The sequence below is a fragment of the Erwinia sp. TECH1 genome (genome assembly GCF_054057575.1).
In genome coordinates this window covers 2,227,132-2,240,564 of record NZ_JBSRZK010000001.1, presented here as the reverse complement: position 1 = coordinate 2,240,564, position 13,433 = coordinate 2,227,132, and the positions used below count along the sequence as shown (strand labels likewise).

13 protein-coding genes are annotated in these 13,433 nt (G+C 56.3%); 6 read left to right on the top strand and 7 right to left on the bottom strand.

The features are described from left to right. Positions 1 to 183 precede the first annotated feature (183 nt). On the top strand, positions 184 to 930 hold the full coding sequence (ydfG, locus tag ACVWZ0_RS10540; RefSeq protein ID WP_253454336.1) for a bifunctional NADP-dependent 3-hydroxy acid dehydrogenase/3-hydroxypropionate dehydrogenase YdfG: 747 nt from the start codon (positions 184 to 186) through the stop codon (positions 928 to 930). Positions 931 to 979: 49 nt separating this feature from the next. On the opposite strand, the gene ACVWZ0_RS10535 is transcribed toward ydfG, so the two are convergent. Beyond that, the gene (locus tag ACVWZ0_RS10535; RefSeq protein WP_253454337.1) at positions 980 to 1,309 is read right to left on the bottom strand and encodes a YnfA family protein; all 330 of its coding nucleotides are present in this window, start codon (positions 1,307 to 1,309) and stop codon (positions 980 to 982) included. 132 nt (positions 1,310 to 1,441) lie between these two features. On the opposite strand from ACVWZ0_RS10535, the gene ACVWZ0_RS10530 reads away from it, so the two are divergent. Together ACVWZ0_RS10530 and ACVWZ0_RS10525 are read left to right on the top strand one after the other, a co-directional pair. Further along, entirely contained in the window at positions 1,442 to 1,789 is a 348-nt protein-coding gene (locus ACVWZ0_RS10530) for a DUF1283 family protein (RefSeq protein ID WP_253460987.1), read from the top strand. Between the two features lie 51 nt (positions 1,790 to 1,840). Then, positions 1,841 to 2,140 carry a DUF1161 domain-containing protein gene (locus ACVWZ0_RS10525; protein ID WP_253454338.1) on the top strand — a complete coding sequence of 100 codons (300 nt, stop codon included), beginning with the start codon at positions 1,841 to 1,843 and terminating at the stop codon, positions 2,138 to 2,140. Between the two features lie 30 nt (positions 2,141 to 2,170). On the opposite strand, the gene ACVWZ0_RS10520 is transcribed toward ACVWZ0_RS10525, so the two are convergent. The 4 genes from ACVWZ0_RS10520 to ACVWZ0_RS10505 form a co-directional block, all read right to left on the bottom strand. Next, entirely contained in the window at positions 2,171 to 3,625 is a 1,455-nt protein-coding gene (locus ACVWZ0_RS10520) for an MDR family MFS transporter (protein ID WP_253454339.1), read from the bottom strand. 147 nt (positions 3,626 to 3,772) lie between these two features. Then, entirely contained in the window at positions 3,773 to 4,444 is a 672-nt protein-coding gene (bioD, locus tag ACVWZ0_RS10515; RefSeq protein ID WP_253454340.1) for a dethiobiotin synthase, read from the bottom strand. A 131-nt stretch (positions 4,445 to 4,575) separates the two neighbouring features. Beyond that, complete coding sequence (gene mlc / locus ACVWZ0_RS10510; protein ID WP_125290144.1) at positions 4,576 to 5,793, bottom strand: sugar metabolism global transcriptional regulator Mlc; 1,218 nt, start codon at positions 5,791 to 5,793, stop codon at positions 4,576 to 4,578. Positions 5,794 to 5,910: 117 nt separating this feature from the next. Continuing rightward, positions 5,911 to 6,807, bottom strand: a complete 897-nt coding sequence (locus ACVWZ0_RS10505; RefSeq protein ID WP_253454341.1) for a LysR family transcriptional regulator — start codon at positions 6,805 to 6,807, stop codon at positions 5,911 to 5,913. Positions 6,808 to 6,903: 96 nt separating this feature from the next. On the opposite strand from ACVWZ0_RS10505, the gene ACVWZ0_RS10500 reads away from it, so the two are divergent. Then, a complete protein-coding gene (locus tag ACVWZ0_RS10500) occupies positions 6,904 to 8,139 on the top strand; it encodes an MFS transporter (RefSeq protein ID WP_253454342.1) in 1,236 nt (411 codons plus the stop codon). 38 nt (positions 8,140 to 8,177) lie between these two features. On the opposite strand, the gene msrA is transcribed toward ACVWZ0_RS10500, so the two are convergent. Beyond that, positions 8,178 to 8,708, bottom strand: coding sequence for a peptide-methionine (S)-S-oxide reductase MsrA (gene msrA / locus ACVWZ0_RS10495; protein WP_253454343.1), 531 nt, complete (start codon positions 8,706 to 8,708; stop codon positions 8,178 to 8,180). 393 nt (positions 8,709 to 9,101) lie between these two features. Between msrA and ACVWZ0_RS10490 the strand changes: the two genes are divergently transcribed. Then, the gene (locus tag ACVWZ0_RS10490; RefSeq protein ID WP_253454344.1) at positions 9,102 to 11,141 is read left to right on the top strand and encodes a choline transporter; all 2,040 of its coding nucleotides are present in this window, start codon (positions 9,102 to 9,104) and stop codon (positions 11,139 to 11,141) included. Positions 11,142 to 11,162: 21 nt separating this feature from the next. Here the strand turns inward: ACVWZ0_RS10490 and ACVWZ0_RS10485 are convergent, their stop codons facing one another. After that, the gene (locus ACVWZ0_RS10485) at positions 11,163 to 12,239 is read right to left on the bottom strand and encodes an AbrB family transcriptional regulator (RefSeq protein ID WP_253454345.1); all 1,077 of its coding nucleotides are present in this window, start codon (positions 12,237 to 12,239) and stop codon (positions 11,163 to 11,165) included. Between the two features lie 702 nt (positions 12,240 to 12,941). Here ACVWZ0_RS10485 and ACVWZ0_RS10480 point away from each other — a divergent pair. Continuing rightward, on the top strand, positions 12,942 to 13,343 hold the full coding sequence (locus ACVWZ0_RS10480) for an H-NS family histone-like protein (RefSeq protein WP_125290095.1): 402 nt from the start codon (positions 12,942 to 12,944) through the stop codon (positions 13,341 to 13,343). Positions 13,344 to 13,433: the final 90 nt, after the last annotated feature.

The following is a 13,433-nucleotide window of genomic DNA, read 5'->3' as shown; positions in this document are numbered from 1 at the left end:
TGCCTTTTTTTCTTGCGCAGCGAGCAGTTTTTCCCTGTGCCATTGCACCGTTTTCTGGCGTTTTTACGCAGAACGCACCTCGATCGTGCAGCCTGTATTATCAACCATAACCAATCCTTCTTATCAGAATCGATCTGAAGTGTTATCGTGTTGAGAATCCAAAATGCGTTGAGGAACAGTGAGATGATCGTATTTGTTACGGGTGCCACTGCCGGATTCGGCGAAAGCATTACCCGACGCTTTATCCGTGAAGGACACAAGGTAATCGCCACCGGCCGTCGTCAGGAGCGTCTGCAAACGTTGAAACAGGAGCTGGGCGACAACCTTTATACGTTACAGCTTGACGTCCGCAACCGTGCGGCCATTGAAGAGGCGCTGGAGCAGCTTCCCGCCGAATGGCGCAATATCGACGTGCTGGTCAATAATGCCGGGCTGGCGTTAGGCATCGAACCCGCGCATAAAGCGAGCCTGGACGATTGGGAAGCGATGATCGACACCAATAATAAAGGGCTGGTCTATATGACCCGCGCCGTACTGCCGGCGATGGTTGAGCGCAACGTGGGCCATATTATCAATCTGGGATCGATTGCCGGCAGTTGGCCTTACGCGGGCGGCAACGTTTATGGCGCGACTAAAGCCTTCGTGCGGCAGTTCAGCCTGAATCTGCGCACCGATCTGCACGGCACCGCTCTGCGCGTGACCGATATTGAGCCGGGACTGGTGGGCGGCACGGAGTTTTCCAACGTGCGCTTTAAAGGCGATAACGCTAAGGCCGATAGCGTCTACGACGGCACCGAGCCGCTGACTGCCGAAGACGTGACCGAAGCAGTCTGGTGGGTTGCCACGCTGCCGAAGCATGTCAATATCAACACGCTGGAAATGATGCCGGTCGCGCAAACCCTGGCCGGGCTGAAAGTCCATAAGGCGTAATGCGCTATCTGGCCCGGCGGCTACCTTCTGCCGGGCCTGTTCTGATTTGCTACCCTCTTCCCCAACCGGCCACGATAATCAGCATCCCGCCCAGGGCGATTGCCGCGCCCGCCCAGTCGTAATGACTTAGCTTTACGCCATCCACAAAACGCAGCCACAGCAGCGCCGTCGCCACATATACGCCGCCGTAGGCCGCATAGACGCGCCCGCTCGCCGCCGGATGCAGCGTCAGCAGCCAGACAAACAGCCCCAGGCTGGCCGCCGCGGGCAGCAACAGCCAGGCGGAGCCACCCTTGCGTAGCCACAGCCAGGGCAGAAAACAGCCGACGATCTCGGCCAGCGCGGTCAGAGAAAAAAGCAGGACGGTTTTCAGCAGCATGTTTCCTCACTACAGGCTAAACGGATGCGCAAGTCGGCTGGTTAGCCCGCGCGCGCAGATGATATACTATTCGCGGCGTTCGATGCAGCCGCGCGGCTGTAAAACAGGAATAAGGAATTGATGATGAAAAAGATGACTTTCTGGCAATCTACGCTGGTCAGGGCTGCGCTGCCGCTGGTTCTGTTTGGCGCGCTGGCCTCTTTTCAGCAGACCGCCGAAGCAAGAACGGACAGGCTGATCATTCAGGACGGCGACAGCTCGCTGACTAAAGAGCAGGCCCGCCAGGAGAAAGAGCAGTGGGATGAAACCCATCGTCTGCGCAGCAAAGTGAATCAGCGCGTGGAAAAGAATTTTGATAAGGCTGACCGCGCCATTGATACTCGCGACGCCTGTGAGCAGAGCCTGAACGTTAATGCCTACTGGGAGCCGAGCACATTGCGCTGCCTGGATCGCCGCAGCGGACGTCCCGTCGCGCCCTGATAGCGGATAGCTGCTATAGTTAGCGTAATTTTCAGGCAAAAGGAAAGGACGATGAAAGCGATAAAATGGCTGTTACCGGCGTTGATGGTCGCCGCTCCGCTGGCTGTACAGGCTTCCTGCGAGACGGTTAAAGCGGACATTAATCAGAAAATTATCAATAACGGCGTGCCTGCTTCCGGCTTTACGCTGGACGTGGTGCCCAGCGACCAGGCCGATCAGGCTGGCGGTCAGGTGGTAGGCCATTGTGAAAACGATTCGCAAAAAATAGTCTACAAGCGTGAACGCAACGGCGATAGCGACGCAGCCGTACCGGCCAGCGCCGGGACCTCTCAGGATGCCCCCTCTTCCTGATGGATAAGGGCCGCCTGCGCGGCCCTTTCTTTATTCCGGTTTCTTCGCCGGGATAAACCGCGCCACCGCCAGGCTGGCGAAGGCGATGACCAATGAAACGGCAAACACCCAGTGCAGCGAGCTGGCCACCTCGCCAATCACATGCTGCAAACTCCTTTGCGATAAAGCTTCTCTCTGCGCCTGCGCCATAATCTGCTGCATCGGATCGTCGTGCTGCGGCAGCCGCTGCGCCAGGTTATAGTTGAGCACCGCGCCCATGACCGCCGTGCCTGCCGCCGATCCCAGCAGGCGACTGAACATCACCGAGGCGGTACAAATGCCGCGTACTGAAAACTCCGCGCTGTTTTGCACGGCGATCAGGAACGTGGTGCTGGTCATGCCCATACCGGTGCCAATAACGAACGCGGCGACCCCCGCGTAGCTAATGCCGCTGTCCACGTGCAGCGTCAGCAGCAGCGCCGTACCGGCAATCAGCAGCAGCGAGCCAAGCTGGGCGGTGAAACGGTAAGAGGTGCGCAGCATCAGCCTGCCGCTGAGCGTACTGGCCAGCGGCCAGCCGATCGACATCATCGCCAGCGCGCTGCCTGCCTGGAGCGGCGTGCCGCCGTTAACGCCCTGGATCCACGTGGGCAAAAATGCGCTGATGCCCATCATTGCTGCGCCGATAATCAGGTTGCCGAGGTTGCCCGCCACGATTGTCCGGCTACGCCATATCACCAACGGGAACAGCGGCGCGGGCGCCCTTTTTTCATGCCGTACCAGCATAAAAGCCGACAGTATGGCGACGCCAGACAGCACAAATGCCCAGTTACCGAGCAGCTGTGCCTGCAGCAGCGCCGTCAGCAGCGCGCTGACCGTCAGCATCAGCCAGCCGCTGCCCGCCAGGTTAAGCCTCTGTCGCGTTTCACCTCGCGATTCCGGAAACCAGCGCGCCAGCATCAGCATCGAAACGATCCCTACCGGCACGTTAACCCAGAACACCAGCGACCAGCTGAAATGCGCCACTATCCAGGCGCCGGTCAGCGGCCCGACCACCGCCGCCACGCCCCAGACGCTGGAGAGCCAGCCCTGGATACCCGCCCGCTCTTTTGGCGAGTAGACGTCGGCGATAATAGTCGCGGTCAGCGGCATAATTGCGCCCGCGCCCAGCCCCTGGACGGCGCGAAACAGGATCAGCCAGCTCATGGCGGGCGCGAAACCGCACAGTACCGAGCCAAGAAGGAACAACGACGTGCCGATAAAGAAGACGCGTTTCCTTCCCCACAGATCGGCAAGCCTGCCGTAAAGGGGCACGCTGACCGCCTGAGTCAGCAGATAAACGGAAAAAACCCAGCCAAATTGTGAAAATCCGCCCAGCTCCGCCACGATGGTGGGCATGGCCGTGGCGACGATGGTCACCTCAATGGCCGCCATAAACATCGCCAGCATCGCGGCGATCAGTATCCAGTGGCGATGGCTCACCCCGGTGTGTGCTGTTTCAGTCATACCGCTCCTTAGTGTTGTCCGTTCTTATTCTGGCCTGGATTGGCGCCGGATGTTTCCTGTTTGTGCGCTGGCGCGATAAAAAAACCGCTACAGCAGGTGCTGCAGCGGCAGGCAGAAAAGAAAACGTAAGGGGAACGGCGGCAGTTGCTATGGCTGACGCAGCACGCTCAAATCCAGATAGCGGGCCAGCTCACGCTGTTCCGGTTTCGGCAGGTAAGGCAGCTCGCCCAGCAGCGGCGCCTGAATTTTTTGGCTCAGCACGTCGATAATTTCCGCATAATGCGCCAGACCGGGATTAATGCGGTTGGCGACCCAGCCCAACAGCGGCAGGCCGTCGTTGGCTATCGCCTGCGCCGTCAGCAGCGCATGACTGATGCAGCCCAGCTTGATGCCGACCACCATCACTACCGGCAGCCGCTCATCAACCGCCCAGGCGGAAAGCGGACGCAGATCGTTCATCAGGCTGTGCCAGCCGCCGGTGCCTTCCACGACTACGGAATCAACCTGGGCTGACAGCGCGTGCAGGCTCTCGCTCAGCTTCTGGTAGTTGATAACGGCATCGCGGCTGGTGCTGATCTCATCATCCAGCAGGGTCAGCGGATTAATGGCGGAATAAGGAAGCGTAACGGAAGAAGAAGCCTGTAGCACGAGCGCGTCCTTGTTGCGCGGCCCCTCATCGGTTTGCTGGCTGCTTTTGGCGACGGGCTTATAGCCAGCCACCCGCCGCCCCCCTTCGGACAGCGTCTGCAAGAGTGCGCGGCTGACCACTGTTTTACCCACTTCTGTATCGGTGCCAGTGACAAATAAACGCTTTAACATACTCTCTCTACGCTCCGATTCTGTCGATAATTTATAAACAATAATTAACAATTAAGACGCAACATCTTAGGGTAGCGAACAGGAGTGAGGCTTGCGTTAGCGCAATCTTTTGCGTAATAAAGGGCGTGGCGTCAGCCCTGGAGAAGTTTCACCAGCAGCGTGCCGTTATAGAGCGCATCCTTGACCAGCGCGGCCCCTGGCATGGTGCCCTGATTATAAAACTGGGTAGGTTCGATGGCGATATGCTGGCCGTAAACCGGCAGGGACTGACGGCGCACGCAATCGGCGATGGCGGGATAGAGGATTTCGCTGGCGCGATTAAGCGGCGATCCTATAACTATTTTTTCAGGGTTAAAGAGGTTAACCATAATTGCCAGGATACGACCCACGTGATGCCCGACGCCGGTGACAATCCCTTTCGCCAGCGGATCGCCCGCCAGCGCGGCATCGCAAAGCGACGCGGCGGTAAGCGGCTGCTGATGCAGCAGGCAGTCCGGCGCGGCCTGCATTTTTTGCGCGGCCAGCTCCAGCACGCTTTCCAGGCTTGCGACCGTCTCCAGGCAGCCATGATTGCCGCAGTAACACTGTTTGCCCCATGGCTCGACCTGCGTATGGCCTATCTCTACCAGCGTGCTGCTGCCGCTGTGCAGCAGGCGGCCACCGGTAATCACGCCCGCGCCGACGTTGTGATCGATAACGACCTGGATAACGTTATTAAGATCGCGCGAGGCGCCAAACAGCGCTTCCGCCATGGTCCAGGCGCAGATATCGTGCTGGATATAAACCGGCAGGCCGGTACGCGCCGACAGCGCCTCGCCCAGCGGCATATCGCTGACGCGGTAAAAAGGCATGCGATGCACGATGCCTTTTTGCGCATTGAGAATGCCCGGCAGCGTGATGGCAATAGCGGTTAGCCTTTCCAGTTTCTGCTGGTGGCGAATAAAGAAGGCGTCGATTTCATTAATAATGCGCGACAGCAGCGGCTGCGGATCGTCAACGGGCAGCGGCCGCACCTCTTCCACCACCAGCAGGCTGCTTAAATCCCGCAGCGCCAGCGTGAACTCGCCGTTGCCGATGCGGGCGGAAAGATAGTGCCAGGCCGGCGTATCCACCACCAGGCCGACAGCCGGGCGGCCGCGGCTGCCCGCTTCCTGAAACTCCGTTTCCTGCACCAGATGCGCTTCCAGCATCTCGCGCACGATTTTTGTGATGCTTGCCGGGGCCAGCTGTGCTTTTTTCGACAGGGCAATGCGCGATATCGGGCCGTAGCGGTCGATCAGGCGATACACCACGCCCGCATTGGTCTGTTTGATCTGATCGATATGGCCAGGCTGACTATCGGCTATCACTTTATTTTCGCGCCTCAAAATAAATCTCTACTCATGGTGAAACAGTTCCGCTGGCTCGTCAACGCTTTGATTTTTATTGTGATTAACAGCACAGAATAACGCTTAGCTACTTGATCATTACAAATCATCGTTTCTTAACATCAGGCTCAGCATATGCTGGGTAGCGGCGCTGATTTCGCCCTGCTTTTGCCATACCAGCCAGACTTCCGACAGCGCATCTTCTTCCTGCAGCGTCAGCCAGCTGAGCTGCTCCAGCCGCGCCCGACGAAACGACGCGGGCAGGATCGAAACGCCCAGCCCGGTGGCGACCAGCCCGAGGATGGTCATCGCCTCGCCCACTTCCTGAGCAATATTGGGCCGGACGGCATAGCGCTCCAGCAGCGTCAGGGTTTCGCTGTAGAGCGCCGTGCCTACCTGGGGATCGAAAAAAACAAAGGGTTCAGCCGCCAGCTCGCGCAGCGAGACAGAGCCGCGCCCGGCCAGACGATGCGCGCGATGAACCACGGCGCAAAGCGGTTCCCGCAGCAGCAGCCGGTGCTCCAGCGTGTCCGGCAGCGGCGTATTGCGCATCACGCCCAGATCCAGCCGTCCTTCATGCAGCGGAGCCAGCTGCTGGCGTGTATTAATCTCCTGCATCTGTAAATGCACGTCCGGGTAGCGCTGGCGAAAGCTGAACAGCGCGTCGGAAACCGCAGAAATAAACGGCGCGGAGGAGGTAAAGCCGATCCGCAGCGTGCCCTCTTCCCCGCGATGCAGCCTGGCAGCCTTATCGGCCGCTACGGCCACGTTTTGCAGGATTTGCCGGGCGCTGACCAGAAACTGGGCGCCAGCGGGCGTGAGCCGTACGCTACGGTTGGTGCGGGCCAGCAGCCTGGCGCCAATTTGCTGCTCCAGCTGCTGGATCTGCTGGCTGAGCGGCGGCTGGGAAAGGGCAAGACGCTGAGCGGCGCGACCAAAGTGCAGCTCCTCCGCGACGGCAATAAAATAGCGCAGGTGACGAAGCTCAATATTCATATCTTAAACATCTCAATCGAGAGGATTAATAGATTATACAACCTGCTCAATGTTACATAAAATTAACATCAACTTTTCTACGTTTAAGGACAGGCAGTGAACGTTACGACCCGACTCGTTACCGCAGAAGAAAGCGTTACCCCGCCCGCCGAAATCTACATTAAGCGCGGCACGCCGCAGTTTATGCGCGTGACGCTGGCACTGTTTTCTGCGGGTTTAGCCACCTTTGCGCTGCTGTATTGCGTACAGCCCATTTTGCCCATTCTGTCGCAGGCATTCGGCGTTTCGCCTGCCGCCAGCAGCCTTTCTTTGTCTATCTCTACCGGTCTGCTGGCGCTGGGCCTGCTGGTAACCGGCCCGCTTTCCGATGCGGTCGGCCGTAAAAACGTTATGGTGACGGCGCTGATGCTGGCCGCGCTGTTTACGCTGCTGTCGGCAGGCATGTCCAGCTGGCACGGCATTCTGCTGATGCGGGCACTGACCGGCCTGGCGCTGAGCGGCGTGGCGGCGGTGGGAATGACTTATCTGAGCGAAGAGATCCACCCCAGCGCCATCGCCTTTTCGATGGGCCTGTATATTAGCGGCAACTCCATCGGCGGCATGAGCGGCCGTCTGTTAAGCGGCGTGATCGCCGATTTTACCAGCTGGCGAGTCGCGGTCGCGGTTATTGGCTGCTTTGCGCTGGCGGGGGCGCTGATGTTCTGGAAAATTCTGCCGCCCTCGCGCCATTTCCGCCCCGCCTCGCTAAGGCCGCGCAGCCTGCTGATCAATTTTCGGCTGCACTGGCGCGACAGCGGCCTGCCGCTGCTGTTTGCAGAAGGTTTTTTGCTGATGGGCGCGTTCGTCACGCTGTTTAACTATATTGGCTACCGGCTGCTGTCACCGCCGTGGTCGCTGAGCCAGGCGGTGGTAGGATTGCTTTCCGTGGTCTATCTCACCGGCTCCTGGAGCTCGCCGAAAGCGGGCGCGATGACCGCTAAATACGGCAGGGCGGCGATGCTGCTGGCGTCGGTGACCCTGATGCTGGCTGGCGTGCTGATCACGCTGGCGAATACGTTATGGCTGATTTTTCCGGGCATGATGCTGTTTACGGCCGGCTTTTTTGCGGCGCATTCCGTTGCCAGCGGCTGGATAGGCCCGCGCGCCAGACGTGCCAAAGGCCAGGCCTCTTCGCTTTATCTTTTTAGCTACTATCTGGGATCGAGCCTGGCGGGTACGCTTGGCGGCGTGTTCTGGCATCATTTCGGCTGGCCGGGCATTGCCGGTTTTATTACGCTGCTGCTGCTGCTGGCGCTGATGACCGGTTTCCGCCTGCGCAGTAAAAAGCTGTAAAAAAAGCGGGCTGGCTGCCCGCTTTCAGAAGTAACGCCTTATTTATTCTGGCTGGCGTAGTGCTTGCGCAGCTTCTGCAGTTTTGGCGGGATCACGGCCAGGCAATAACGGTTTTCCTGCCCTTCGCCTTCCCAATAGTTCTGATGATAATCTTCCGCCGGATACCATTCGCTGGCGCTCTCGATGGTCGTTACCACCGGCTCCGCCAGCTCCGCCTGCGCGCGCGCGATAGCCGCTTTGGCTTCCACCGCCTGCGTTTCATTCAGCGGGAAAATCGCCGAGCGGTATTGGGTACCGATATCGTTACCCTGACGGTTTAGCTGGGTTGGATCATGGGTAGCGAAGCTGATATCCAGCAGCTCGCCGTAGCTGATTTTTTCCGGATCGAAGCCCAGGCGGATAGCTTCCGCATGGCCGGTTTCGCCCGTGCAGACCTGCTTGTAAGTCGGGTTGGCAACGTGGCCGCCAATGTAGCCGCTCTCTACCGATTCCACGCCGTTAATCTGTTTAAACACGGCTTCGGTACACCAGAAGCAGCCACCCGCGATAATTGCATATTCAGTCATCATAATTCCTTATTTGCTTTTGCAAGCCTCGTTAATCATTGCAGCATAAGTTTTTAATTATTGCTACGCCCTTCCATGCGGTGCTGGTTATTAGAGTAAAAGCCAAAACCAATAACGCACAGAAACTATAAGGTCTGATGCGATGAATTTACCGCTCTGTTATTTTTAATTGAATGCTCAATCAATAAAAACTATCATGTGGAGCTTATTTTTTAACAATTGAAGGAAGGAGACAGAGCAAACAGCTAAATAATCGACAAAGATCAACCTCATAAACTACCTGCCCGAGCGGTTCCCCAGTGTAGTTAGCGGATATGCGGCGGATGTTTCCCAGTATGCGCTAAGGCACGCTTTGTGAAAACCGGGTTTATTCTTGAGCATTTTTTCGGAGAATCTATGCCGACGACTGAAATACCCAGGAAAGATCAGCAAGACCGCATTAATCCCGTGGTCTTTTATACCTCAGCAGCGTTAATTCTGCTGTTCTCGCTTGCCACTATCTTTTTTACCGATTTATCCGATCGCTGGATAAATAATACCCTGCAATGGGTCTCCAATACGTTCGGCTGGTATTACCTACTGGCGGCCACCGTTTATATCGTCTTTGTGGTGCTGATTGCCGCTTCCCGTTTTGGTTCTATCAAGCTCGGCCCGGAGCAGTCCAAGCCGGAGTTCAGCCTGATGAGCTGGGCGGCGATGCTGTTTGCCGCCGGCATCGGCATCGATCTGATGTTTTTCTCCGTAGCGGAACCCGTCACGCAATATATGATGCCGCCGGAAGGCCAGGGGCAGACGCTGGAGGCAGCGCGACAGGCGATGGTCTGGACGCTGTTCCACTACGGTTTAACCGGCTGGGCGATGTACGCACTGATGGGCATCGCGCTGGGCTACTTCAGCTATCGTTATGGCCTGCCGCTGACTATCCGCTCTGCGCTCTACCCTATCTTCGGCAAGCGGATCAACGGCCCTATCGGCCATTCAGTGGATATCGCGGCGGTTATCGGGACTATTTTCGGTATCGCCACCACGCTGGGGATTGGCGTGGTGCAGCTGAACTACGGTCTGAAGGTGCTGTTTGACGTGCCGGAAGGGCTGACGGCCCAGGCAGCGCTGATTGCGCTGTCGGTAATTATGGCGACTATTTCGGTGACTTCCGGCGTGAATAAAGGGATCCGTCTGCTGTCGGAACTTAACGTGCTGCTGGCGCTGGGTCTGATCCTGTTCGTGCTGTGCATGGGTAACACCAGCTTCCTGCTTAATGCGCTGGTGCTGAACGTTGGCGACTATATCAACCGCTTTATGGGCATGACGCTGAACAGTTTTGCCTTCGATCGCCCTACCGAATGGATGAACAACTGGACGCTGTTCTTCTGGGCGTGGTGGGTTGCCTGGTCGCCGTTTGTCGGCCTGTTCCTGGCGCGAATTTCACGCGGCCGCACCATCCGCCAGTTTGTGGTGGGCACGCTGACCATTCCGTTTATCTTTACCCTGCTGTGGCTGTCAATTTTCGGCAACAGCGCGCTGTATGAAATTATTCACGGCAACACCGCGCTGGCGCAGGAAACGCTGGCTCACCCGGAACGCGGCTTCTACAGCCTGCTGGCGCAGTATCCTGCCTTTACCTTCAGTGCCTCTGTAGCCACTATCACCGGCCTGCTCTTTTACGTCACCTCGGCGGACTCCGGCTCGCTGGTGCTGGGCAACTTTACCTCGAAGCTGAGCGACATCAATAACGATGCGCCTAACTGGCTGCGTATTTTCTGGTCGCTGGCGATTGGCCTGTTGACGCTGGGTATGCTGATGGTTAACGGCGTGACTGCGCTACAGAAAACCACGGTGATTATGGGCCTGCCCTTCAGCTTTGTGATTTTCTTTGTGATGGCCGGTCTCTATAAGTCGCTGCGCGTGGAAGATCACCGCCGCGCCAGTACCATCGTCAGCACGCCGCCAGCGCCGGTTTCCCGCGAGGATCGCCTGAACTGGAAACAGCGTATCTCCCGCGTGATGAACTATCCCGGCAGCACGCATACGAAAAAGATGCTGGATAACGTTTGTCGACCAGCGATGGAAGAAGTCGCGCTGGAGCTGGAGCGACGCGGTGCTAAGGTGCAGGTCAGCGAGCTGCCGCCGCTGGAGGATGAACGCCTCAACCATCTGGAAATGGTGGTCAACCTGGGCGACGAGCAGAGCTTCCTGTATCAGATCTGGCCGCAGCGCTACTCCGTACCGGCGTTTACCTATCGCGCCCGCAGCGGCAAGTCGGACTATTTCCGTCTGGAAACCTTCCTGCTTGAGGGTACCCAGGGCAACGATCTGATGGACTATACCAAAGAGCAGATCATCAATGACATTCTCGACCAGTACGAGCGTCATCTGACCTTCCTGCATATTCATCGCGAAGCGCCGGGCAGCACCATGCCTTTCCCGGAAGCCTGATAAAAAATAAGGGCCGGACTTTTAGTCCGGCTTTTTATTGCCTGTCAGCTGCCGCGCGCCTGCCCGCTTCGCTAACCATTTAGCTAAAAGCGGCCCGGTAAGCAGCACCACCATAAAACGCCCGGTTTGCATGGCCATAACAAAGGAAAGATCGACATGGCTGGACGCGGCAATAATGGCTACGGAGTCGGCGCCGCCGGGGCTGGTTGCCAGGTAAGCGGTTAAAGGATCGATACCGGCGAAACGTACCAGTAAAAAAGCCAGCCCGCAGCAAACGGCCACCAGGCTAAATATCGCCAGCAGCAAACGCGGCAGCGCCTTTGCCGCATAGATAAGGATAGCGCGATTGAAGCGCAGCCCGATGCTCCAGCCAATCAAAGCATAGGCCGTCATCAGTAAAACAGGCGGTAATTCCAGTTTTACCCAGTGGGTATTTTGCACCAGTAGTCCGCCAGCCAGCGAAATTAATAAAGCGCCCGCAGGCAGCCTTAACAGGCGGCTAATTCCCACGCAGGCCACAATTACTAATAAAGTGGCGCCGAACGCGGGCCATGCCACCGGCTGAATAATGGCAAACGCCGAAGCTGACGAGGCTGTTGGCGAAGGCGCCCAGATACGTGCGATGAAGGTAGCCAGCACCGCGACAATAACCACACGCAGATATTGCATAAAGGCGACCAGCCGCACGTCGGCATCATAATTTTCCGCCATCAGCGTCATTGCTGCAGCGGCACCGGGCGACGATCCCCATATTGCCGTTGAGCCTGGCAACACCTGCCAGCGGGTTAACAACCATCCCGACAGCGCGCTGGCGATAATAACGGAGAAAATAGCCGCGCCGAACAGCGGCCAGTTTGCGGCTATTTCTGTAAATATTGAGGGCGGCATGGCGCGGGCGATCATGCACCCCACCACGCCCTGCGCTAAATAAAAGAGCGGTCTGGCAATGATCACCGGCTTATCGCGAGCGGCAAAGACAATCGCCACCAGCATGGGGCCAAGCAGCAGCGCGGCGGGCAGCCGTAGCTGTTCAAGAAGGCTTACTACAAGCGCAGACAACAGAATGAGAACGGGCCAGCGTAAAAAAGAGGCGTGCATTAATTTATCCTGCTGAAACAGATAAGTTTATCCTGGCACATCAAAACAAACCGTACCAGTATCGCTGGTTATTACCTGCCCGAGCTATAAAGCTTTAGTTCTCTGTTTTAAAGCCACAGAGGAGCTGCATGTAATAGCGGACTTAACGCCACCTTTAAAAACCTGACTAAAAGTATGTTGTAACTACAAAGATAAGCCGAACGGATGAATTTGACGATAATTAGTGAAACGGGCAAGGCGAAGCAGGGCAACTTTGTATCCTGATATTTTTATCTTTGCCGCTTTCATTATAAGCGGCGGCTTTACTGATTTTACCTGGCGGCAGAGTTTAAAGCCGTGCAGCATAACAGGCCGATAAACAATCCTGCTGGCAGCTTGCAAAAATTTCTTACGATGCCGTTACAGCAGATTAAATCAGCTCTCTTTACCCGTGCGCTTCGGCGCTGTAATTGTAGAGGTGTTTGATAAGCCTGACGTGCCTTTTTATTGTCACACTTCAGTATGGCGTTAAGAATTTTCCCATTCATAAAAAAATATAGCGTCATTCTGCCGGCGCTATTTTGCAAAAAATATGAAAAAGTCGCGTAATTAAGGATTTTTTTTGAGATTTAGTGTTTTTAACTGCGGCAATTCTATGTACACTGTCCTACGATACATACACTGATTATGTTTTTTAACTAACTTAACGCTACGGATTCCTTTATGAGCGAAACTCTGAAAGTACTAAATAACATTCGAACTCTTCGTGCACAGGCTCGTGAAGTTTCTTTATCTGAACTGGAAGAGATGCTGGAAAAACTCGAAGCAGTCGTTAACGAACGTCGTGATGCAGAAGCGGCTATCGCTTCTGAAATCAAAGAAAAAGAAGAGAAGCTGGCGAAATATCGTCAGATGCTTCTGGACGACGGTATCGATTTAAGCGAGCTGACCGCAGCTGAAACTAATTCAGGTAAATCTCGTGCCAAGCGCGCGCCACGTCCTGCTAAATATCAATATACCGATGAAAATGGCGAAACCAAATCATGGACCGGCCAGGGCCGTACGCCAGCGGTGATTAAGCAGGCGCTGGATCAGGGTAAAAAGCTGGAAGATTTCCTGATTTAAATCTTCAGCCACGCTGGTCATTCAGCGTGGCAGCTTTTATTCCCTTTCTGACCGGTTCCTTTATTCCCTCGCTTGCGTAGTTAATCTTTA